At 59.4% G+C, this 22468-nt stretch carries 21 protein-coding genes and 1 pseudogene; 18 read left to right on the top strand and 4 right to left on the bottom strand.

Annotated elements, in window-relative coordinates:
- Positions 1–685, top strand: a 685-nt coding sequence (locus BFQ03_RS01220) for a M20/M25/M40 family metallo-hydrolase (protein WP_139115621.1), incomplete at its 5' end; no start/stop codon positions are given.
- A gap of 135 nt (positions 686–820) precedes the next feature.
- Positions 821–2119, top strand: a complete 1299-nt coding sequence (gene argA / locus BFQ03_RS01215; protein WP_032858930.1) for an amino-acid N-acetyltransferase — start codon at positions 821–823, stop codon at positions 2117–2119.
- 72 nt (positions 2120–2191) lie between these two features.
- Here the strand turns inward: argA and tauA are convergent, their stop codons facing one another.
- A complete protein-coding gene (gene tauA / locus BFQ03_RS01210; RefSeq protein ID WP_065942339.1) occupies positions 2192–3178 on the bottom strand; it encodes a taurine ABC transporter substrate-binding protein in 987 nt (328 codons plus the stop codon).
- 369 nt (positions 3179–3547) lie between these two features.
- On the opposite strand from tauA, the gene BFQ03_RS01205 reads away from it, so the two are divergent.
- The 8 genes from BFQ03_RS01205 to BFQ03_RS01170 all read left to right on the top strand — a co-directional run bounded on the left by BFQ03_RS01205 (position 3548) and on the right by BFQ03_RS01170 (position 10607).
- A complete protein-coding gene (locus BFQ03_RS01205) occupies positions 3548–4873 on the top strand; it encodes an OprD family outer membrane porin (RefSeq protein WP_065942338.1) in 1326 nt (441 codons plus the stop codon).
- 176 nt (positions 4874–5049) lie between these two features.
- Complete coding sequence (locus BFQ03_RS01200) at positions 5050–5688, top strand: peroxiredoxin (RefSeq protein ID WP_032858921.1); 639 nt, start codon at positions 5050–5052, stop codon at positions 5686–5688.
- 228 nt (positions 5689–5916) lie between these two features.
- A complete protein-coding gene (gene ssuE, locus BFQ03_RS01195) occupies positions 5917–6510 on the top strand; it encodes an NADPH-dependent FMN reductase (protein WP_032858919.1) in 594 nt (197 codons plus the stop codon).
- Positions 6511–6620: 110 nt separating this feature from the next.
- A complete protein-coding gene (locus tag BFQ03_RS01190; protein WP_032858917.1) occupies positions 6621–7589 on the top strand; it encodes a sulfonate ABC transporter substrate-binding protein in 969 nt (322 codons plus the stop codon).
- Positions 7590–7614: 25 nt separating this feature from the next.
- On the top strand, positions 7615–8763 hold the full coding sequence (gene ssuD / locus BFQ03_RS01185) for an FMNH2-dependent alkanesulfonate monooxygenase (protein WP_065942337.1): 1149 nt from the start codon (positions 7615–7617) through the stop codon (positions 8761–8763).
- Between the two features lie 9 nt (positions 8764–8772).
- Entirely contained in the window at positions 8773–9561 is a 789-nt protein-coding gene (ssuC, locus tag BFQ03_RS01180) for an aliphatic sulfonate ABC transporter permease SsuC (protein ID WP_032858913.1), read from the top strand.
- Positions 9558–10364 (top strand): aliphatic sulfonates ABC transporter ATP-binding protein, encoded by an 807-nt coding sequence (gene ssuB / locus BFQ03_RS01175; protein WP_032858910.1) that lies wholly within the window; start codon positions 9558–9560, stop codon positions 10362–10364. Before ssuC ends, ssuB begins: the two co-directional genes overlap by 4 nt.
- A 27-nt stretch (positions 10365–10391) precedes the next feature.
- On the top strand, positions 10392–10607 hold the full coding sequence (locus BFQ03_RS01170) for a TOBE domain-containing protein (RefSeq protein ID WP_003213899.1): 216 nt from the start codon (positions 10392–10394) through the stop codon (positions 10605–10607).
- 115 nt (positions 10608–10722) lie between these two features.
- Here BFQ03_RS01170 and BFQ03_RS01165 read toward each other — a convergent pair whose 3' ends face one another.
- Together BFQ03_RS01165 and BFQ03_RS01160 are read right to left on the bottom strand one after the other, a co-directional pair.
- Positions 10723–11349, bottom strand: coding sequence for a TetR/AcrR family transcriptional regulator (locus BFQ03_RS01165; RefSeq protein ID WP_032858909.1), 627 nt, complete (start codon positions 11347–11349; stop codon positions 10723–10725).
- A gap of 230 nt (positions 11350–11579) precedes the next feature.
- The gene (locus tag BFQ03_RS01160) at positions 11580–12956 is read right to left on the bottom strand and encodes a glutamine synthetase family protein (protein WP_032858908.1); all 1377 of its coding nucleotides are present in this window, start codon (positions 12954–12956) and stop codon (positions 11580–11582) included.
- Positions 12957–13234: 278 nt separating this feature from the next.
- Between BFQ03_RS01160 and BFQ03_RS01155 the strand changes: the two genes are divergently transcribed.
- The 4 genes from BFQ03_RS01155 (at position 13235) to BFQ03_RS01140 (ending at position 18135) form a co-directional block, all read left to right on the top strand.
- A complete protein-coding gene (locus BFQ03_RS01155) occupies positions 13235–14023 on the top strand; it encodes a gamma-glutamyl-gamma-aminobutyrate hydrolase family protein (RefSeq protein ID WP_032858905.1) in 789 nt (262 codons plus the stop codon).
- Between the two features lie 39 nt (positions 14024–14062).
- On the top strand, positions 14063–15421 hold the full coding sequence (locus BFQ03_RS01150) for a glutamine synthetase family protein (protein ID WP_038444282.1): 1359 nt from the start codon (positions 14063–14065) through the stop codon (positions 15419–15421).
- A 57-nt stretch (positions 15422–15478) separates the two neighbouring features.
- Positions 15479–16843: an aspartate aminotransferase family protein gene (locus tag BFQ03_RS01145; protein WP_065942336.1), complete on the top strand. Its 1365-nt coding sequence runs from the start codon at positions 15479–15481 to the stop codon at positions 16841–16843.
- Positions 16844–17022: 179 nt separating this feature from the next.
- Positions 17023–18135 carry a polyamine ABC transporter substrate-binding protein gene (locus BFQ03_RS01140; RefSeq protein WP_032858964.1) on the top strand — a complete coding sequence of 371 codons (1113 nt, stop codon included), beginning with the start codon at positions 17023–17025 and terminating at the stop codon, positions 18133–18135.
- Here the strand turns inward: BFQ03_RS01140 and BFQ03_RS30450 are convergent.
- Positions 18133–18231, bottom strand: a pseudogene (locus BFQ03_RS30450) (outer membrane lipoprotein carrier protein LolA); the annotation flags it as partial. The gene BFQ03_RS01140 and the pseudogene BFQ03_RS30450 overlap by 3 nt on opposite strands.
- A gap of 124 nt (positions 18232–18355) precedes the next feature.
- Between BFQ03_RS30450 and BFQ03_RS01135 the strand changes: the two are divergent.
- From BFQ03_RS01135 to BFQ03_RS01120, 4 genes are all read left to right on the top strand, one after another.
- Entirely contained in the window at positions 18356–19450 is a 1095-nt protein-coding gene (locus BFQ03_RS01135) for a polyamine ABC transporter substrate-binding protein (protein WP_032858901.1), read from the top strand.
- A 66-nt stretch (positions 19451–19516) separates the two neighbouring features.
- On the top strand, positions 19517–20659 hold the full coding sequence (gene potA, locus BFQ03_RS01130) for an ABC transporter ATP-binding protein (RefSeq protein ID WP_029289449.1): 1143 nt from the start codon (positions 19517–19519) through the stop codon (positions 20657–20659).
- Between the two features lie 35 nt (positions 20660–20694).
- The gene (locus BFQ03_RS01125) at positions 20695–21576 is read left to right on the top strand and encodes an ABC transporter permease subunit (RefSeq protein WP_169991605.1); all 882 of its coding nucleotides are present in this window, start codon (positions 20695–20697) and stop codon (positions 21574–21576) included.
- The gene (locus BFQ03_RS01120; RefSeq protein ID WP_029289445.1) at positions 21573–22457 is read left to right on the top strand and encodes an ABC transporter permease subunit; all 885 of its coding nucleotides are present in this window, start codon (positions 21573–21575) and stop codon (positions 22455–22457) included. The genes BFQ03_RS01125 and BFQ03_RS01120 overlap by 4 nt, the downstream gene beginning before the upstream one ends.
- Positions 22458–22468 lie beyond the last annotated feature (11 nt).

Genomic DNA, 22468 nt, shown 5'->3' with positions numbered 1-22468 from the left:
CCCCCTGGGGCGCGCGGCGGTAATTGGCGAGCCCACGGGCCTCAAGCCGATCCGCCTGCACAAGGGGGTGATGATGGAGCGCATCGATATCCTCGGGCGCAGCGGTCATTCGTCGGACCCGAGCCTGGGCCACAGCGCCCTTGAAGCCATGCATGACGCCATGGGCGAACTGCGCGGCCTGCGCCTGGCCTGGCAACGGGAATACCGCAACCCACAATTCACGGTGCCCCAGCCGACCTTGAATTTTGGCTGTATCCACGGCGGCGATAACCCCAACCGGATTTGCGGCCAGTGCTCCCTGGAGTTCGACCTGCGGCCCTTGCCCGGCATGGACCCCCAGGTGTTGCGCGACGCGATCCGCCTGAAACTGCAGCCCATCGCCGAACGCCATCAAGTAAAGATCGACTACGCGCCGCTGTTCCCCGAAGTGCCACCCTTCGAGCAGCCTGAAGACGCCGAACTGGTGCGTGTCGCGGAACATTTGACCGGCCATCGTGCCGAAGCAGTAGCGTTCGGTACTGAAGCGCCTTATCTTCAGCGCCTTGGTTGCGAAACCCTGGTGCTCGGCCCTGGGGACATTGCCTGCGCCCACCAACCGGGCGAGTACCTTGAAATGTCACGCTTGACGCCTACAGTGCGTCTATTGCGGGAACTGATTGAACATTACTGTCTCAAGCCTGCATAAATTAACCCCATTGCACCCCGTACATAGAAGGAGAGCGAGCGTGTCGCCAAGCCTGTTCCGACGATAACCATCAGCCCGCTGTGCGTTTAGCGATTCATCCTTTTTTGGCTGCTTTTTATTACAGGCCCAGGTTTTATGCCCGAATACGTCAATTGGCTTCGTCACGCTTCGCCCTACATCAATGCCCACCGTGACTGCACCTTTGTGGTCATGCTGCCGGGCGATGGTGTGGATCACCCGAACTTCGGCAATATCGTCCACGACCTGGTGCTGCTGCACAGCCTCGGCGTGCGCCTGGTGCTGGTGCATGGCTCGCGCCCGCAAATCGAAACCCGCCTCGCTGCCCGCGGCCTGACCCCGCATTACCACGATGGGATGCGCATCACCGATGCAGCGACCCTGGAGTGTGTGATCGATGCAGTGGGCCACCTGCGCATCGCCATTGAAGCGCGTTTGTCCATGGACATGGCGTCCTCGCCGATGCAGGGCTCGCGCCTGCGGGTGGCCAGTGGCAACCTGGTGACCGCGCGGCCGATCGGCGTGCTCGACGGCATCGACTACCACCACACCGGCGAAGTGCGCCGGGTCGACCGCAAGGGCATCAATCGTCTGCTGGATGAGCGCTCCATCGTCGTCCTGTCGCCACTGGGCTATTCGCCGACCGGGGAGATTTTCAACCTGGCCTGTGAAGATGTGGCCACTCGCGCCGCCATCGACCTGGGCGCCGACAAGCTGCTGCTGTTTGGCGCCGACCTGGGCCTGATCGACGAAAATGGCCGGTTGGTGCGCGAACTGCGCCCGCAACAAGTGCCGGCGCACCTGCAACGCCTGGGCAACAACTATCAGGCCGAACTGCTCGATGCGGCGGCCGAGGCCTGTCGTGGGGGCGTGGGGCGCAGCCATATCGTCAGTTATGTCGAGGACGGTGCGCTGTTGACCGAACTGTTTACCCGGGACGGCGGCGGTACGCTGGTGGCCCAGGAACAGTTCGAACTGGTGCGCGAGGCGGCGATTGAAGACGTCGGCGGCTTGCTGGACCTGATCAGCCCGCTGGAAGAGCAGGGGATCCTGGTGCGTCGTTCACGGGAAGTGCTGGAGCGGGAAATCGAGCAGTTCAGCGTGGTGGAGCGCGAAGGCATGATCATCGCGTGTGCCGCGTTGTACCCGATTGCCGATTCCGACGCGGGTGAGCTGGCGTGCCTGGCGGTCAATCCGGAATATCGCCATGGCGGTCGCGGTGATGAGCTGCTGGAGCGCATCGAAACCCGTGCCCGCACCCAAGGCTTGAAGACGCTGTTCGTGCTGACGACTCGCACCGCCCATTGGTTCCGCGAGCGCGGGTTTGTGCCGAGCAGCGTGGATCGCCTACCGTCGGCACGGGCGTCGCTGTACAACTTCCAGCGTAATTCGAAGATCTTCGAGAAGACCTTATAAACACGGTATTCGGTACACCCAATACCTAAATGTGGGAGCGAGCAAGCCCGCTCCCACATTTTTTGTCCGTGTTTATTCCTGGATAAATTTGTCTGTCACAAACGCCGAATAGTCCGGCAGCACAGTTTCCACCTTGCCTTGTTCCTTCAGGAATTTGGCGGTCTCCCCAATGGCCTTGGCCGTTGCGCCATTAAGCAAGGCGTCGGTTTGCTGCGCCTGGGCATCGGGGAAGGTGCTGCCTTCCAGCAGTTCAGGGATATCTGCGGCGTTTGCGCCGGTCAGCCTGGCGATCTTCTGCACCGGCGACGAATCCACCGTCCACTTGGCTTTATTGGCTGCGTAGTCGGCAAACGAGTCCAGGGTGACCTTGGCAAACTTGGCCACGATCTCTGGATGCTTCTCGGCAAAATCCTTGCGTGCTACCCACACCTCAAACGTCGGCGCGCCCCATTGGCCCACCTGAGCCGCGTCGGTCAGGGTCTTGCCGGTCTTGCGGATTTCCCCCAGGGCGGGTGACCAGACAAATGCACCGTCGATATCCCCGCGTTTCCAGGCTGCGGCAATTTCGCCTGGTTGCAGGTTCACCACTTTGACCTGCTTTGTGTCCAGGCCCCAGTGTTTCAAGGCCGCGAGCAGGCTGTAGTGGGATGTGGAGACAAACGGCGTGGCGATGGTTTTGCCGATCAGGTCCTTGGGTGCGTCAATATGGCTGCCGTTACGCACTACCAAAGCTTCAGAACTATTGATCTGGGCCGATACGATGAACGCTACGATGGGTAGGTTACGGGATGCGGCGGCCGCCAACGGGCTGGAGCCGAGGTTGCCGATCTGTACATCGCCGGAGGCAATCGCGGTGACCACCTCCGGGCCGCTGTTGAAGCGGCGCCAGTCGATTTTCTCGCCAATGGCCTGCTCATAAAGGCCGTCGGCCTGGGGCACTTTGCTCGGATCGATACCGGTTTGATAGCCGACGGTGAGGTTGGCCGCCTGCGCCCCAAAAGAAATTGTAAGGGATAGTAAAACTGTAACAAATTGACGAGAGGATGCGCGTTTGGCCATGATGGCGTCGCCTTTTTGATCGTGAGTGACGTGTGCAGGATTCTGTTCACACTAAACGATCTAAAAAATGGCTAACAAATACCCTTTAGGAATTAGCTTATGGAGCGATACCCCACTGCGGGTTGGTCGCCCCATGGAAAGTGTTATTCCTGAATAGTATGAAAAAGGACGAAATAATTCTTTTTGGGTGTATGAAAAACTCATTACCCTGCAGGGACCAAATCAACTGCGATTAGACGAAGGTAGTAGACACACAAGGTTACGATTGACTTGTCAGTCACGATCTGGCGCTAATCGCGCATCTGTGGATCGAGGGCGTCAGACCCGAGACCAAAGAACTACAAAAATTAGAAACGAGAGGAGCGGTACATGAAGAAGTCCACATTGGCGTTCGCCATCGCGGCTGGGGTTTTGGCTCAGCAAGCAGGCGCCGCTGGTTTTGTTGAAGACACCAAGGCATCCGTCAGTTCGCGGACCCTGTATTTTGATAACGATCAGCGTGAAGGTGGTTCTGACCAGCGCGAAACGGCCACCGGCCTGAAGTTCAACGTCCAGTCTGGTTTCACTGAAGGTACGGTTGGCTTTGGTATCGATGCCCAGGCATTGGTCGGCTTTCACCTGGACGGTGGCCGTGGCCACCACCCAGACAACAACTCCTTTGTTCCAAGCGACACCGACGGTTCGGCTGTGAGCAGCTGGAGCAGCGCGAGCGCCAACGTAAAGGCTCGCTTTTCCAAGACCGAGGCCCATCTGGGCGGAGCCCTGGCTCCGAACCTGCCGGTCGTGATCGCAAGCGATGGCCGTCTGCTGCCACAAACCTTTGAAGGCGGCACTGTCACCTCCAAAGAAATCGACAACGTGACGTTCAACGGCGGTCAACTTGAACACGCCACCGGTCGTGCTTCGAGCAACAGCACTGGCCTGTCGGTTGCAGGCGCCAGCCAGGAAAGCAACAAGTTCCGTTATGGCGGTGCTGACTGGAAGGTCACCAAAGACCTGACCTTGCAGTACTACTACGCCAACCTGGAAGACTTCTATAAGCAGCACTTCCTGGGTCTGGTTCACGTCTACCCGATTACCGAAGGCCAGTCGTTCAAAACCGACGTGCGCTACTTCGATAGCAGCTCCGACGGTAAGAACGGTCAGGCTGGCTACCAGTTCAACAACAATGGTGGTTATGCGAAGGACGCTGGCGAGGTTAATAACAAAACCTGGAGCGCCATGTTCACCTATAGCCTGGGTGGCAGTGCGTTCATGGTCGGTCACCAGCGTGTGAATGATGACGGCGGTTTCGTCTGGTTGAACCAGGGCGGTGTTGTCGACGGTAATGGCCGTAACGAAGGCGCTGGCGGTTCCAGCTTCTACCTCTTCACCGATAGCATGATCAACTCCTTCGTGCGTGCGGGTGAAAACACCACCTTCGGTCAGTACTCCTACGACTTCGCTGCATTGGGCGTTCCAGGTCTGAAAACCTCGATTGCTTACCTGCATGGCGACAACATCAAAGCCAAGAACGGCGGCAGCGACCAGTCCGAGTGGGAACGCGATATGCGTGTCGACTACACCATTCAGCAGGGCGCTCTGAAAGGCTTTGGCACCACACTGCGTCACGGTGTCTATCGCGGCAGCGGCACTGGCATCCAGGACCAAGACCAGACTCGTCTGATCTTCAACTACACTTACAGCTTCCTGTAAGAACCGTTGAGAAAAAAACCTCGCGTTAATCGCGAGGTTTTTTTTGCCCAGAAATTGGTCAATCAACGCAAAGCTGTATATTCATTTATGGTCTAAATAAATCGATATTTATTCTTTTTAAATTAAATTCAAAGCAGGCACAGTGGGCTCCATAAGCACTCATCAGGAGCCACACCATGAGCCTCAGACTGGGCGATATCGCCCCCGACTTTGAACAGGATTCCAGCGCCGGCAAGATTCGCTTCCACGAGTGGCTGGGCGATAGCTGGGGCGTGTTGTTTTCCCACCCGGCGGACTTCACCCCGGTGTGCACCACCGAGCTGGGTTTCACCGCCAAGCTCAAGGACGAATTCGCCCAGCGTGGGGTCAAGGCCATTGCCCTGTCGGTAGACCCGGTGGACTCCCACCACAAGTGGATCGAGGACATCAACGAAACCCAGGCCACTGTCGTCAATTTCCCGATCCTGGCCGATGCCGACCGCAAGGTTTCGGACCTCTACGACCTGATCCACCCCAATGCCAACGACACGCTCACCGTGCGTTCGCTGTTCGTGATTGACCCGAACAAAAAGATTCGCCTGACCATCACCTACCCGGCCAGCACCGGGCGCAACTTCCACGAAATCCTGCGGGTCATCGACTCGTTGCAACTGACCGACAACTACAAAGTCGCCACTCCGGCCAACTGGCAGGACGGTGATGAAGTGGTGATCGTGCCGTCGCTCAAGGATGAGGACGAGATCAAGCAACGCTTTCCCAAGGGCTATCGCGCGGTGAAGCCGTATCTGCGGCTCACGCCACAGCCTAATCGTTAACCCGCTCCCACAGGTTGATCGCATTTCAGTGCTCACATAGCAGGGGTTTTCAGGCCGTTTCGACGGCCTTTTTTTCGCCTGGCGAATGATTTCTCGCATATGCAATTTAAGAATAAACAAATGAATAAATAAGATTTATAGATATATAAATCTGCTGCTAAGGTCTGTTCCATCTTGGCGTCATCGCCGCACCGCGAACCGCCGACACTTGCTCAAGGAAACTCCCAGATGCTGGTCGTAACACTTGGTGGCAGTCCCAGCCAACGCTCCCGCTCAGGGGTGCTGCTGGATCATTCGCGGCGCTGGTTGCAGCAGCAAGGCGTGGAAGTGGTGAGTTATCAGATACGGGACTTCCCCGCCGAGGATTTGCTGTACGCACGCTTCGACAGCCCCAAGGTCCTCGACTTGCTGGCCCAGGTAGCCAATGCCGATGGCTTGTTGATCGCCACGCCGGTGTACAAGGCGTCGTTTTCTGGCGCGTTGAAAACCATCCTCGATCTGCTGCCGGAACGCGCCCTGGCCCACAAAGTGGTATTGCCCATGGCCACCGGCGGCAGTATCGCCCACATGCTGGCGGTGGATTACGCCTTGAAACCCGTGCTGTCGGCACTCAAGGCCCAGGAATTGCTGCATGGGATTTTCGCCGAAGACAGCCAGATCGCCTACGGCGAAGGCAGTGCCCAGGCGCAGTTGGTGCCGATCCTTGAACAACGCTTGAGCGAAGCCCTGGAGCAGTTCTACAGCGCCATGGCCCGCCGCCCGCAACCGCTGGACCCCCATGTGTTGAATGAACGTTTGTTGAGTGCTCGCTGGAGCATCTAAGCCTCACCCGGATGTAAGCCACACCCTAATGTAAGAAACCCTCACCTTACTCAGCCGCCATCGGCCAAGCAGGTGCAGCCACAACCCTCATCGTCAATTTGGAGAGCGCCATGCGCACTGTCATCTTGCGTCGGGGCCTGGTCGCACTGTTTGCTGCGGCTGTGTCCTTCGGCGCCATTGTTCAAGCTCAAGCGGCCGAAACCCTGCGGATCGGTTATCAGAAGTACGGCACCCTGGTGCTGCTCAAAGCCAAGGGCACCCTGGAAAAGCGCCTGGCTGAGCAGGGCGTGAACGTGCAGTGGACCGAATTTCCCGGTGGCCCGCAGTTGCTCGAAGGGCTGAATGTCGGCTCCATCGACTTTGGTGTGACTGGCGAAACCCCGCCGGTATTCGCCCAGGCCGCCGGTGCCGATCTGCTCTACGTTGCCTACGAACCGCCAGCGCCGACCAGCGAGGCCATCCTGGTGCCCAAGGACTCGCCGATCAAGTCGGTGGCTGAGCTCAAGGGCAAGAAAGTCGTGCTCAACAAAGGCTCCAACGTGCATTACCTGCTGGTGCGCGCCCTGGAAGACGCCGGCCTGAAATACACCGACGTACAGACCGTGTTCCTGCCGCCCGCCGACGCCCGTGCCGCCTTCGAACGTGGCAGTGTCGATGCCTGGGTGATCTGGGACCCGTACCAGGCTGCCGCCGAGAAACAACTGCAAGCGCGCACCCTGCGTGACGCCACCGGCATTGCCGATAACCACCAGTTCTACCTGGCCACCAAGCCTTACACCGAAAAACATCCGGACGTGATCAGGGCGCTGGTGGAAGAAGTGCGCGCCGTGGGCGAATGGTCCAAGGCCAACCCCCAGGAAGTCACCGAACAAGTCGCCCCACTGCTTGGCCTGCCGGCTGACATCACCCTGACCTCGGTGAAACGCCAGGGTTACGGCGCGCTGTTCCTGACCCCGGAAGTGGTCGCCGCCCAGCAGAAAATCGCCGACACCTTCTACCAGCTCAAATTGATTCCCAAGCCCTTGAGCATCAAGGACGTGATCTGGACGCCACCTGCGACCGTGGCCAAAGCGCCGTAATCCGATTTCTTCAGGAGACAACTCCATGAGCCTCAATATTTTCTGGTTCCTGCCTACCCACGGCGACGGCCATTACCTTGGCACCGCCGAAGGCGCGCGCGCCGTGGATCACGGTTATCTGCAACAGGTCGCCCAGGCCGCAGATCGCCTGGGCTTTGGCGGGGTACTGATCCCCACCGGACGTTCCTGCGAAGACTCGTGGCTGGTGGCCGCCTCGCTGATCCCGGTGACCCAGCGTCTGAAATTTCTGGTCGCACTGCGCCCCGGGATCATCTCGCCGACGGTGGCCGCGCGTCAGGCCGCGACCCTGGACCGATTGTCCGGTGGGCGGGCGCTGTTCAACCTGGTGACCGGCGGTGATCCAGAGGAACTGGCTGGCGACGGTCTGTTCCTCAGCCATGAGGAGCGCTACCAGGCCTCGGTGGAATTCACTCGCATCTGGCGCCGCGTGCTGGAAGGTGAAACCGTGGACTACGACGGCCAGCACATCAGCGTCAAAGGCGCCAAATTGCTGTACCCACCGATCCAGCAGCCACGTCCGCCGCTGTATTTCGGCGGATCTTCCGAAGCGGCCCAGGACCTGGCAGCCGAACAAGTGGAAATGGTCCTGACCTGGGGCGAACCACCGGCGGCAGTGGCGGAAAAAATCCAGCAGGTGCGGGCCAAGGCAGCCAAGCTTGGGCGTACCGTGCGCTTTGGTATTCGCTTGCATGTGATCGTGCGTGAAACCAACGATGAAGCCTGGAAAGCCGCCGACAAACTGATCTCCCATCTGGACGACGACACCATCGCCCGTGCCCAGGCCTCGCTGGCGCGCTTTGATTCGGTGGGCCAGCAACGCATGGCCGCCTTGCATGGTGGCAGTCGCGACAACCTCGAAGTCAGCCCCAACCTGTGGGCCGGCGTCGGCCTGGTGCGCGGCGGCGCCGGCACTGCACTGGTAGGCGATGGGCCGACCGTGGCGGCGCGGGTCAAGGAGTACGCAGAGCTGGGCATCGATACCTTCATCTTCTCCGGTTATCCCCACTTGGAAGAGTCGTACCGGGTTGCGGAGTTGCTGTTCCCGCACCTGGATATCGAACGTCCCGAGCTGCCGAAAAGCGCCGGTTACGTGAGCCCGTTTGGCGAGATGGTGGCCAACGATATTCTTCCCAAAGCCGCGTCGCAGAGCTGAGGCGCCGTCATGAATAGTCAACGGATTCTGCATCGACTGGCGCCCTGGGCGCTGCCGATCCTGTTGCTGGCAGTGTGGCAGTTGTCGGTGTCGGCGGGCTGGTTGTCGACACGTATTCTGCCGGCGCCCAGCGCAGTGATTGCGGCTGGGGTACACCTGGTCAGCAGTGGTGAAATCTGGACCCACCTGGCCATCAGCGGCTGGCGCGCGGGCCTGGGTTTTGTGATCGGTGGCGGCATCGGCCTGGCCCTGGGCTTTATCACCGGCCTGTCGACATGGGGCGAACGCCTGTTGGACAGCTCGGTGCAGATGATTCGCAACGTGCCGCACCTGGCGCTGATCCCGCTGGTGATTTTGTGGTTCGGCATTGATGAGACGGCGAAGATTTTCCTGGTCGCCCTCGGCACGCTGTTTCCGATCTACCTCAATACGTATCACGGCATCCGCAACGTCGATCCGGCGCTGGTGGAGATGGCTCGCAGTTATGGCTTGTCCGGCTTCAGTCTGTTTCGTCAGGTGATCCTGCCGGGCGCGTTGCCGTCGATCCTGGTGGGTGTGCGCTTTGCCCTGGGCTTTATGTGGCTGACGCTGATCGTTGCAGAAACCATCTCTGCCAGCTCCGGCATCGGCTACCTGGCGATGAATGCCCGGGAGTTCCTGCAAACCGACGTGGTGGTGCTGGCGATTGTGCTGTACGCGGTGCTCGGCAAATTGGCAGACCTGGCGGCGCGTGGCCTGGAGCGTGTGTGGCTGCGCTGGCATCCGGCCTATCAAGTGCAAAAAGGAGGTGCGGCATGACCGCTCAACAACCTCCACGCCTGCTGCGGGGTATCCCGTTGGCGGTGCGCAAGCTGCGCAAGGCGTTTGGCGCGCGGGAAGTCTTGCGCGAGATCGACCTGCACATTCCGGCGGGGCAGTTCGTGGCTGTTGTCGGCCGCAGTGGCTGTGGCAAAAGTACCTTGCTGCGCTTGCTGGCCGGCCTTGATAGCGCCAGCAGTGGCGAATTGCTCGCAGGCTCTGCACCGCTGAGCGAAGCGCTCGAAGACACGCGGCTGATGTTCCAGGAAGCACGCCTGCTGCCGTGGAAAAAGATCATCGATAACGTCGGCCTGGGCCTTAAAGGCAACTGGCGGCCCCAGGCGCTTGAGGCGCTGGAGGCGGTCGGCCTGGCCGAGCGTGCCGATGAATGGCCGGCGGCGTTGTCCGGTGGCCAGAAACAACGGGTGGCCCTGGCCCGCGCGTTGATTCACCAGCCGCGCCTGTTACTGCTGGATGAACCCCTGGGTGCGCTGGATGCCCTGACCCGCATCGAGATGCAGCAACTGATCGAAAACCTGTGGCGCAAGCACGGTTTCACCGTGTTGCTGGTGACCCATGACGTCAGCGAAGCCGTGGCCATTGCCGATCGGGTAATCCTGATCGAAGACGGCGAAATCGGCCTCGACCTGCATGTGGAACTGCCACGCCCGCGGGTCCGCGGCTCCCATCGCCTGGCGGCCCTGGAAACTGAAGTGCTCAACCGTGTGCTGTCACTGCCCGGCACGCCGCCGGAGCCGGAACCTGTTTCACCGTTGCCTACGCAATTGCGGTGGGCGCAATAACTCACTTGTCCCTTAAGGAGTAACACCATGACTATCAAAGCGATCAACGTGCGTAACCAGTTCAAAGGCACCATCAAGGAAATCGTCGAAGGCGACGTGCTGTCGGAAATCGACGTGCAGACTGCGTCCGGCATCGTCACTTCGGTAATCACTACCCGCTCGGTGAAAGAGCTGGAGTTGGTGATTGGCAGTGAAGTGATTGCGTTTGTGAAGTCTACCGAGGTGTCGATCGCCAAGCTGTGATCGGCTTCCGACCGCTATCGCGAGCAAGCTCGCGCCCACATTTTTGAATGTATTCACAAATCAAAATGTGGGCGCGGGCTTGCTCGCGAAGAGGCCGACCCAGTCACCACAACACTTATCGCTTAGGTAAAAACACCGGCAAATAAAGCCCCACATACGCATCAAACACCCGCATCCCTTCCTCCGCCATGCGCGGGGTGATCTGCCCATGCTGATGCACCGAGCGCGCGTAAACGCGGTCGCTCAACTCCAGCGCCAGGGCAAACACGTCCACGTCCGCCGGCAGCACCGGTACTTCAAAGTGGCGGTTGAACACTTGCAGCATCAAGTCCCCCAACTCCAGGTCGTGCTGGCGGTCGGCCTGGGTGACTTCGGTGAGGCCGTGCTGGGCGAGGATCAATTGCCGGGCGGCGGCGTCGTTGCTGTAGATGGTCAGCATGCGCAACTCCACTACGCGCGACAGGTCGCGCCAAGTGTGCAGTTGATCGTGGTCGATGGGCGCTTGCAGCGCGGCGCGAAACGCGGCGTGCACGTCAGCTGTCAGCGCTTCGAGCAAGGCCGGTACGCTGGCGAAAAAGTGATACACCGACGACGGCGGAATCTGCGCCCGTTCGGCCACGCTGTAGATCGACAGGCTGGCCACGCCTTCGGCGGCCAGCAAGGTGCGGGCGGCGTCGAGGATCGCGTCGATCCGGGCCTGGCTGCGGGCGCGGGGTTTGCGAGGGGCGGCGGGGCGGGTCATGGAAGTCTCCTACAGGGCAGCGGGCATTGTATGAGCAGCCGTCTGTGTTGTCTGCCAGGACGCCTTCGCGAGCAAGCCCGCTCCCACATTCGACCGTATTCCACCTTTGAAATGAGGTCGAATGTGGGAGCGGGCTTGCTCGCGAAGAGGCCAGCCAGGTCTCCCTGAAGAATCCCAAAAAAAACGCCACAGACCAAAGGCCTGTGGCGTTTTTTCAATGCAACCACCGCTTATACGGTATGCAGGTACCAGTTGTACTCAAGGTCGGAGATGGAGTGTTCGAACTCCTCCAGCTCACTTTCCTTGCAGGCGACGAAGATATCGATGTATTTCGGATCGATGTACTTGGCCATCACCTCGCTGTCGTCCAACTCGCGCAGGGCATCACGCAGGTTGTTCGGCAGGCTTTGCTCGTTCTGCTCGTAGCTGTTGCCTTCCACCGGTGCGCCAGGTTCGATCTTGTTGGTCAGACCGTGGTGCACGCCTGCCAGGACCGAAGCCATCAGCAGGTAAGGGTTGGCGTCGGCGCCGGCCACACGGTGTTCGATACGTACCGCGTCGGACGAGCCGGTCGGTACGCGAATCGCCACGGTGCGGTTGTCCAGGCCCCAGCACGGCGAGTTCGGCACGTAGAACTGTGCGCCGAAACGACGGTAGGAGTTGACGTTGGGGCACAGGAAAGCCATTTGTGCAGGCAGGGTCTCCAGCACACCGCCGATCGCGTGACGCAATGCGGCGTTCTGCTCGGGATCCTCGCTGGCAAAGATGTTCTTGCCGTCTTTGTCCAGGATCGAAATATGCACGTGCAAACCATTGCCTGCCTGGCCCGGGTAAGGCTTGGCCATGAAGGTGGTGTCCATCTCATGGTCGTAGGCAATGTTCTTGATCAAACGCTTGAGCAGTACCGCGTAGTCGCATGCCTTGATCGGGTCGGCGACGTGGTGCAGGTTCACTTCGAACTGCGCCGGGGCACTTTCCTTGACGATGGCGTCAGCTGGGATGCCTTGCTCTTTGGCACCTTCCAGAATGTCCTGGAGGCAGTCGACGTATTCGTCGAGGTCGTCGATCAGGTAGACCTGTGTCGAGTGCGGGCGTTTGCCGGAGATCGGCGAGCGGGGAGGCTGTGGCCGGCCGTTCACGTTCTCCTGGTCGATCAGGTAGAACTCAAGCTCGAAGGCAGCGCAGATGGTCAGGCCTAGATCGTCAAACTTGGTTACAACTTGGCGGAGCACTTCGCGCGGATCGGCGAAGAAAGGTTCACCTTCAAGTTCGTGCATGGTCATCAGCAGTTGCGCGGTAGGGCGCTTTTGCCAGGGCTCATTGCACAGGGTATCGGGGATTGGATAACAGATTCGGTCAGCATCACCGATGTCCAGACCCAGGCCGGTGCTTTCCACCGTCGAGCCATTGATATCCAGGGCAAATAAAGAGGCAGGCAGGTTAATGCCCTTCTCGTAAACCTTGTGGAGGCTGGTGCGTTCGATGCGCTTACCGCGCACCACACCATTCATATCCGCAATTAGAAGGTCTACGTACAGAACCTCAGGATGATCCTTAAGGAACGCGTTCGCTTCGTTAAGCTGAACGGCACGCGGGGGTACCGACATGATGCAACACCTTTGTTGTTAAAAATATCAATCATTGATCTTTTCTGGTTTCAGTCAACCCGAACGGCATGCCGAAGTCAAGCGAGGCCTTTTTTGCCCTAAAAAAGCGCCTTGGGGGCTTTTTTGCGGCTTTTTTGGGCAGTTTTGCCAGTTTGACCGGCTTGGGACTAGCAGGCTTGAGCGGGCCGTGTTGTATTTTTTACGGGGGTGTTGTGTAAAAAAATGAACAAGGCTAAGCTCGATTCAAACCCATAACAGCAATAATACCGGGGTGCTTCATGTCTGGCCTGCCGTTAATCGGCGTCACCGCCTGCTCCAAACAGGTTGGTCTGCATGCTTATCACATCAGTGGCGACAAATACGTCCGCGCCGTGGCAATCGCTGCCAAGGGCTTGCCATTGATTATTCCGTCCCTGGCGGATCTGTTCGATCCGGCCAATATTCTTGACGGCCTGGACGGCATTCTCTTTACCGGTTCCCCCTCCAATATCGAACCCTTTCACTACGACGGCCCGGCCAGTGCGCCTGGGACTGCCCATGATCCTGCACGGGACCAAAACACCCTGCCGCTGATTCGCGCCGCGATTGCCGCAGGCGTACCGGTGCTGGGGATTTGCCGGGGCTTCCAGGAAATGAACGTGGCCCTGGGCGGCAGCCTGCACCAGAAGGTTCATGAACTGCCGGGCATGATGGATCACCGCGAAGACGACACCCAGCCGCTGGAAGTCCAGTACGGCCCGGCGCACGCCGTGGCGATCAGCCCGGGCGGTGTATTGGCGAGCCTGGGCTTGCCGGACACGATCCAGGTCAACTCGATCCACAGCCAGGGCGTTGACCGCCTGGCGCCCGGCCTGCAGGTCGAAGCGCGCGCGCCGGATGGCCTGGTCGAAGCTTTTTCGCTCAAACAGGGCAAGGCTTTTGCAGACGCTTTTGCATTAGGAGTGCAATGGCACCCTGAATGGCAGGTAAGCTCCAATCCGTACTACCTCGCGATCTTCAAGGCATTTGGCGATGCCTGCCGAAAGCGGGCGAAACAAAGAGACGCGCACGCGTCAAACAACGCCTGACCTTTAATGGATGTCAGGAAACCCAGCCCAGAGGCATTTATGAGTAACAACCTCGACCAGCTCACCGATTGGTTGAAAGACCACAAGATCACAGAAGTCGAATGCATGATTGGCGACCTCACCGGGATCACCCGGGGCAAGATCTCGCCGACCAACAAGTTCATTGCCGAAAAAGGCATGCGCCTGCCCGAGAGCGTTCTGTTGCAGACCGTGACCGGCGACTATGTCGAAGACGACATCTATTACGAACTGCTCGACCCGGCCGACATCGACATGATCTGCCGCCCCGACCAGAACGCCGTGTTCCTCGTGCCCTGGGCCATCGAACCCACCGCCCAGGTGATCCACGACACCTACGACAAGCAAGGCAACCCGATCGAGCTGTCGCCGCGCAACGTGCTCAAGAAAGTCCTCAAGCTCTACGCCGACAAAGGCTGGCAGCCCATCGTGGCGCCGGAGATGGAGTTCTACCTGACCAAGCGTTGCGAGGACCCGGACTTCCCGCTGCAACCGCCGATTGGCCGTTCCGGCCGCCCGGAAACCGGTCGCCAGTCCTTCTCTATAGAAGCGGCCAACGAATTCGACCCCTTGTTCGAAGACGTCTACGACTGGTGCGAGCTGCAAGAGCTGGACCTCGACACGCTGATCCACGAGGACGGCACGGCGCAGATGGAAATCAACTTCCGTCATGGCGATGCCCTGTCCCTGGCCGACCAGATCCTGGTGTTCAAGCGCACCATGCGTGAAGCCGCGCTCAAGCACGACGTTGCCGCCACCTTCATGGCCAAGCCCATGACCGGCGAGCCCGGCAGTGCCATGCACTTGCACCAGAGCATCATCGACATCGCCACTGGCAAGAACGTGTTCTCCAATGAAGACGGTTCCAAGAGCGAGCTGTTCCTGCACCACATTGGCGGCCTGCAGAAGTTCATTCCCGAGCTGTTGCCGCTGTTCGCCCCCAACGTCAACTCGTTCCGCCGCTTCCTGCCCGACACCTCGGCGCCGGTGAACGTGGAGTGGGGCGAAGAGAACCGCACCGTCGGCCTGCGCGTACCGGATGCCGGCCCGCAGAACCGTCGCGTGGAAAACCGCCTGCCGGGCGCCGATGCCAACCCGTACCTGGCGATCGCCGCCAGCTTGCTGTGCGGCTATATCGGCATGGTCGAAGGCATCAGCCCGAGTGCGCCGGTGGTCGGTCGTGGTTACGAACGGCGCAACCTGCGCCTGCCGTTGACTATCGAAGACGCGCTGGAGCGCATGGAAAACAGCAAGACCATCGAGAAATACCTGGGTCACAAATTCATCACTGGCTACGTCGCGGTCAAGCGGGCCGAGCATGAAAACTTCAAGCGCGTGATCAGTTCGTGGGAGCGGGAATTCCTGCTCTTCGCCGTCTGATGCGCCGGGTGCGGCCGGGATGCGCCGCACCCTCACCTGCTACTTTTGGAGATTGGTATGTCCAGCAACAACCCGCAAACCCGTGAATGGCAAGCCCTGAGCAACGATCACCACCTGGCGCCGTTCAGCGACTTCAAGCAATTGAAAGAAAAAGGCCCGCGCATCATCACCAACGCCAAGGGCGTTTACCTGTGGGACAGTGAAGGCAACAAGATCCTCGACGGCATGGCCGGCCTGTGGTGCGTGGCCATCGGTTACGGTCGCGATGAACTGGCCGACGCCGCCGCCAAGCAGATGAAACAACTGCCTTACTACAACCTGTTCTTCCAGACCGCCCACCCGCCGGTGCTGGAGCTGGCCAAGGCCATCGCCGATATCGCCCCGGCCGGCATGAACCATGTGTTCTTCACTGGCTCCGGCTCCGAAGGCAACGACACGATGTTGCGCATGGTTCGCCACTACTGGGCGATCAAGGGCCAGCCGACCAAGAAAACCATCATCAGCCGCAAGAACGGCTACCACGGCTCCACCGTGGCCGGCGCGAGCCTGGGCGGCATGACGTATATGCACGAGCAAGGCGACTTGCCGATCCCGGGTATCGTGCATATCGCGCAGCCGTACTGGTTCGGTGAAGGCGGCGACATGAGCCCTGAAGAGTTCGGGGTCTGGGCTGCCAATCAACTGGAAGAGAAAATTCTGGAAGTCGGCGTGGACAACGTCGGTGCCTTTATTGCCGAGCCGATCCAGGGTGCCGGTGGCGTGATCGTGCCGCCAGCGACCTACTGGCCGCGCATCAAGGAAATCCTCGCCAAGTACGACATCCTGTTTGTCGCCGACGAAGTGATCTGTGGCTTTGGCCGTACCGGTGAGTGGTTCGGTAGCGATTTCTACGATCTGACGCCAGACATGATGACCATCGCCAAGGGCCTGACCTCGGGCTACATCCCCATGGGCGGCCTGATCGTGCGCGACGAAGTGGTGGCGGTGCTCAACGAAGGGGGCGATTTCAACCACGGTTTCACCTACTCCGGGCACCCGGTGGCGGCTGCGGTGGCGCTGGAAAACATCCGCATCCTGCGCGATGAAAAAATTGTCAGCCGCGTCCATGACGAAACGGCACCGTATTTGCAAAAGCGTCTACGCGAGCTGGCGGATCATCCGTTGGTGGGCGAAGTACGTGGTGTCGGCATGTTGGGTGCGATCGAGCTGGTGCAGGACAAGGCCACGCGCAAGCGTTATGAAGGCAAAGGCGTGGGGATGATCTGCCGCACCTTCTGCTTCGAGAATGGCCTGATCATGCGCGCCGTGGGCGACACCATGATCATTTCGCCGCCGCTGGTGATCAGCAAGGCCGAGATTGACGAGCTGGTGACCAAGGCTCGCCAGTGCCTGGACCTGACTTTGGCGGCATTGCAGGGCTAAGTGCTAGGCTCAGAATGCAGCGGCTTGCGGCTGTTGCATTCGGGCAATGATAAATGCGGGGCTTTGGTTGAAAGCCGGCCCCTGAACTTGCCAGACTGTCGCCCTGTTTTGTCGCCCTTCGACGGGCCATGAAACGTAGAAAGATGTGGCCCAAAAAAGAAAAATTGGAGCATGACCGAATGAAGGCATTAGGTTTGAAGAACGCTGGCAAGACCCTCCTGGCCTTGTCCCTGATGGGCGCAATGGCCGGCACGGCCCAGGCTGCCGACAAAGTGCTGCACGTCTACAACTGGTCCGACTACATTGCACCGGACACCGTCGCCAACTTTGAGAAAGAGTCTGGCATCAAGGTGGTGTACGACGTTTTTGACAGCAACGAAACCCTGGAAGCCAAGCTGTTGGCGGGCAAGTCCGGCTACGACATCGTCGTACCGTCGAACAACTTCCTGGCCAAGCAGATCAAGGCCGGTGTGTACCAGGAGCTGGACAAGTCCAAGCTGCCAAACTGGAAAAACCTCGATACCGACCTGCTCAAGGCCGTGGGCGATGCCAGTGACAAAGGCAACAAATATGCATTCCCCTACATGTGGGGCACCATCGGCATCGGCTACAACCCGGACAAGGTCAAGGCCGCGCTGGGCGTCGACAAGATCGACTCGTGGGACGTGCTGTTCAAGCCCGAGAACATCGAAAAACTCAAAAGCTGTGGCGTGAGCTTCCTCGACTCGCCGACCGAAATGATCCCGGTGGCCCTGCATTACCTGGGTTACCCGACCGACAGCCAGGACAAGAAACAGCTGGCTGAAGCCGAAGCGCTGTTCCTCAAGATCCGTCCTTCGGTGGGCTACTTCCACTCCTCCAAGTACATTTCCGACCTTGCCAACGGCAACATCTGCGTGGCCGTGGGTTACTCGGGTGACCTGGAACAATCCAAGTCCCGCGCGGCTGAAGCCGGTGGCAAGGTCAAGGTTTCCTACGCCATTCCCAAGGAAGGTGCAGGCAGCTTCTATGACATGGTCGCCATCCCTAAAGATGCCGAGAACCTGGACGCCGCCTACCAGTTCATGAACTACCTGATGAAGCCTGAAGTCATGGCCGCCATCACCAACAGCGTACGTTTCCCGAACGGTAACAAGGCTGCCACGCCGCTGGTGAACAAGGATATCTCGGGCGATCCGAGTATCTATCCATCGGATGATGTGAAGGCCAAGCTGTATGCAATCAGCGATCTGCCAGCCGCGACCCAGCGTCTGCTGACGCGCAGCTGGACCAAGATCAAATCGGGTAAATAAGCACGAATCTGTAGGAGCGAGCTTGCTCGCGAAAAACTCAAATGCGCCGCGGGGTGCCTGATGCCCCGCGTTATCGTTGACGACCTTCGCGAGCAAGCTCGCTCCTACAAAAAATTAAATGACAGAAAGTTTTGCCGGATCGGTTTATCGAGGGTAAGTTGCGCGCCGGTTTTGTTGCCGGGCAACAACTTCGGGCCCAACTATTTAAGAGGACCTCCACTTGCCAATTTCTTTATTTCGCAAAGCCTTGCTGGTTGGGGCAGGCCTCACGTTGGCAGTCAGCGTGCAGGCAGCTTCCACCGTGCATGTTTATAACTGGTCGGACTATATCGGCCCCGACACTCTGGCCAACTTTGAAAAGGCCACTGGCATCAAGCCCGTCTACGACGTGTTCGACTCCAACGAAACCCTGGAAGGCAAGTTGCTGGCCGGGCGCACCGGGTATGACGTGGTGGTGCCGTCCAACCACTTCCTGGGCAAGCAGATCAAGGCCGGTGCGTTCCAGAAGATCGACAAGTCGTTGCTGAGCAACTACGCCAATCTCGACCCGGCGCTGCTCAAGCGCCTGGAAAAGAACGATCCGGGCAACCAATACGCCGTGCCTTACCTGTGGGGCACCAACGGCATCGGCTACAACGTCGATAAAGTGAAGGAAGTGCTGGGCGTCGACAAGATCGACTCCTGGGCTGTGCTGTTCGAGCCGGAAAACATGAAGAAGCTGGCCAGTTGCGGTGTGTCCTTCATGGACTCGGCCGATGAAATGCTGCCGGCGGTACTCAACTACATGGGCCTGGACCCTAACAGCACCAACCCGGCGGACTACAAGAAAGCCGAGGAAAAACTGCTGAAAGTGCGTCCCTACGTGACCTACTTCCACTCATCCAAATACATCTCGGACCTGGCCAACGGCAATATCTGCGTGGCCGCCGGGTTCTCCGGCGATGTGTTCCAGGCCAAGGCCCGCGCGGCCGAGGCCGGCAAAGGCGTGAACATCGCCTACGCGATTCCGAAAGAAGGCGGCAACCTGTGGTTTGACGTACTGGCGATCCCCAAGGACTCGACCAACGTCAAAGAGGCCCATGCCTTCATCAACTATTTACTGCAACCTGAAGTGATCGCTCAGGTCAGTGATTACGTCGGCTACGCCAACCCTAACCCAGGGGCGGACACGCTGATGGAGCAATCGATACGCACCGACGAAGCGGTTTATCCACCGCAGGCGGTTCTCGACCGGACGTTTGTCAACTTCGAGCTACCCCCGAAAGTGCAACGCTTGATGACCCGTAGCTGGACCAAGGTCAAGACGGGCAAGTAAGGCTCAAATTATCCAAGGTTCGTCCGTATTGGACGTTCTGCACTCTTTTTTTTGGGAGTTTCGTAAATGGCAGTTGCCTCCGGCGCCTATAAGAAAGCCCTCGAGGGCGACCAGACACCGAAAAAGGTGTTGGTCAAAATCGACCGGGTCACGAAGAAGTTCGACGAGACGATTGCCGTGGACGATGTGTCCCTGGAAATCAAGAAAGGCGAGATCTTTGCCTTGCTCGGCGGTTCGGGTTCGGGCAAGTCCACCTTGCTGCGTATGCTCGCAGGTTTCGAGCGCCCGACCGAAGGGCGGATTTTCCTCGACGGTGTGGATATCACCGACATGCCGCCCTACGAGCGGCCGATCAACATGATGTTCCAGTCCTACGCCTTGTTCCCACACATGACGGTGGCGCAGAACATCGCCTTCGGCCTGCAACAGGACAAGATTCCCAAGGCCGAGGTCGAGGCCCGTGTGGCCGAGATGCTCAAGCTGGTGCAGATGAGCCAGTACGCCAAGCGCAAGCCGCACCAGCTGTCTGGCGGCCAGCGTCAGCGCGTGGCATTGGCCCGTTCCCTGGCCAAGCGCCCGAAACTGCTGCTGCTCGATGAGCCGATGGGCGCCCTGGACAAGAAGCTGCGCTCGCAGATGCAACTGGAGCTGGTGGAAATCATCGAGCGCGTCGGCGTGACCTGTGTGATGGTGACCCACGATCAGGAAGAGGCCATGACCATGGCCGAGCGCATCGCAATCATGCACCTGGGCTGGATCGCGCAGATCGGCAGCCCGATCGACATCTACGAAACCCCCACCAGCCGTCTGGTGTGCGAGTTTATCGGCAACGTCAACATCTTCGACACCGTGGTGGTGGATGACGCCGAAGGCCATGCGGTGCTCAAGTGCGCCGACCTGGACCGCGATATCTACGTGGGTTATGGCATCGCCACTTCGGTGGAAGACAAGTCGGTGACCTACGCCATCCGCCCGGAAAAGCTGCTGGTCACCACCGAAATGCCGACCTGCGAGCACAACTGGTCCAGCGGCAAGGTGCATGACATTGCCTACCTGGGCGGCCACTCTGTGTTCTACGTTGAACTGCCGAGCGGCAAGCTGGTGCAGTCCTTCGTCGCCAACGCCGAACGCCGTGGCGCGCGACCGACCTGGGGTGACCAGGTCTACGTGTGGTGGGAAGACGACAGCGGCGTGGTACTTCGCTCATGAACATGAAGAAATTCAAACGGCGACTGCACCGAATAATTCCCAGCGGCAAACAGGTGGTCATCGGGATTCCATTCCTGTGGCTGTTCATGTTCTTCATGCTACCGTTCTTCATCGTCCTGAAGATCAGCTTTGCCGAAGCCGACGTGGCGATCCCGCCCTACACCGAGATCTATACCTACATCGAGCAGAAGCTGGAGGTGGTGCTCAACCTGGCCAACTACAGCCTGCTGGCCGGCGACGAGTTGTACATCGCCGCCTACCTGGGCTCGCTGAAGATGGCGTTTTTCAGCACGGCGCTCTGCCTGCTGATCGGCTACCCGATGGCCTACGCCATCGCCAGTGCGCGCAAAGAGATGCAGACCGTGCTGGTGCTGCTGATCATGATGCCGACCTGGACCGCGATCCTGATCCGCGTGTACGCGTGGATGGGCATCCTCAGCAACAACGGCTTGCTCAATGGCTTCCTGATGTCCATGGGGTTGATCAACGAACCGTTGCAGATCCTCAACACCAACATCGCGGTGTATATCGGCGTGGTCTATTCGTACCTGCCGTTCATGATCCTGCCGCTGTACGCCAACCTGGTCAAACATGACCAGAGCCTGCTGGAAGCGGCCTCGGACCTGGGTTCGAGCACCTTCAACAGCTTCTGGAAAATCACCGTGCCGCTGTCCAAGAACGGCATCATCGCCGGCTGCATGCTGGTGTTCATCCCGGTGGTGGGCGAGTTCGTGATCCCGGAACTGCTGGGCGGCCCGGAAACCCTGATGATCGGTAAAGTGTTGTGGCAAGAGTTCTTCAACAACCGCGACTGGCCGGTGGCGTCTGCCCTGGCGGTGGTGATGCTGGCGATCCTGATCGTGCCAATCATTCTGTTTAACCGCAGCCAAGCCAAAGAGATGGAGGGCAAGGTATGAAGCGCTTCAGTTTCTCCAGCTTCATGCTGGTCGTAGGGCTGCTGTTCATCTACCTGCCGATGCTGATCCTGGTGATCTATTCGTTCAACGAATCGAAACTGGTGACGGTGTGGGGCGGCTGGTCGATCAAGTGGTACGTGGGCCTGCTGGACAACACCCAGTTGATGGGCTCGGTGGCCCGCTCCCTGGAAATCGCCTGCTACACGGCGGTGGCTGCGGTGGCGTTGGGTACGTTGGCGGCGTTTGTGCTGACGCGTATCAGCCAGTTCAAGGGCCGCACGCTGTTCGGCGGCCTGGTGACGGCGCCGCTGGTGATGCCGGAAGTGATCACCGGTCTGTCGCTGTTGCTGCTGTTCGTGGCCATGGCGCAGATGATCGGTTGGCCCCAGGAGCGTGGCATCGTCACCATCTGGATCGCCCACACCACGTTCTGTGCGGCGTACGTGGCGGTGGTGGTGTCGGCGCGCCTGCGTGAGCTGGACCTGTCGATCGAAGAAGCGGCCATGGACCTGGGTGCGCGGCCGTGGAAGGTGTTCTTCCTGATCACCATCCCGATGATCGCGCCATCGTTAGCGGCGGGCGGCATGATGTCGTTCGCGTTGTCGCTGGATGATTTGGTTCTGGCCAGCTTCGTCTCGGGCCCGGGTTCGACTACCTTGCCGATGGAAGTGTTCTCGGCGGTGCGCCTTGGGGTCAAACCCGAGATCAACGCCGTGGCCAGCCTGATTCTGCTGGCGGTGTCGCTGGTGACGTTCCTGGTGTGGTACTTCAGCCGTCGCGCGGAAGAGCGGCGCAAGAAGGCGATCCAGCAAGCCATCGAAGAAGCGGCAGCGGATGGCTGGAAACAGCCGGACGTGCGCCGCGCGCCCGCACCGGTCTAAAAATGTGGGAG

The sequence above is a fragment of the Pseudomonas sp. 25 R 14 genome, assembly GCF_900004755.1.
In the GTDB taxonomy this organism is placed as follows: domain Bacteria; phylum Pseudomonadota; class Gammaproteobacteria; order Pseudomonadales; family Pseudomonadaceae; genus Aquipseudomonas; species Aquipseudomonas brenneri.
The sequence above is the reverse complement of the archived record's forward strand: the minus strand, read 5'-3'. Positions and strand labels throughout refer to the sequence as shown.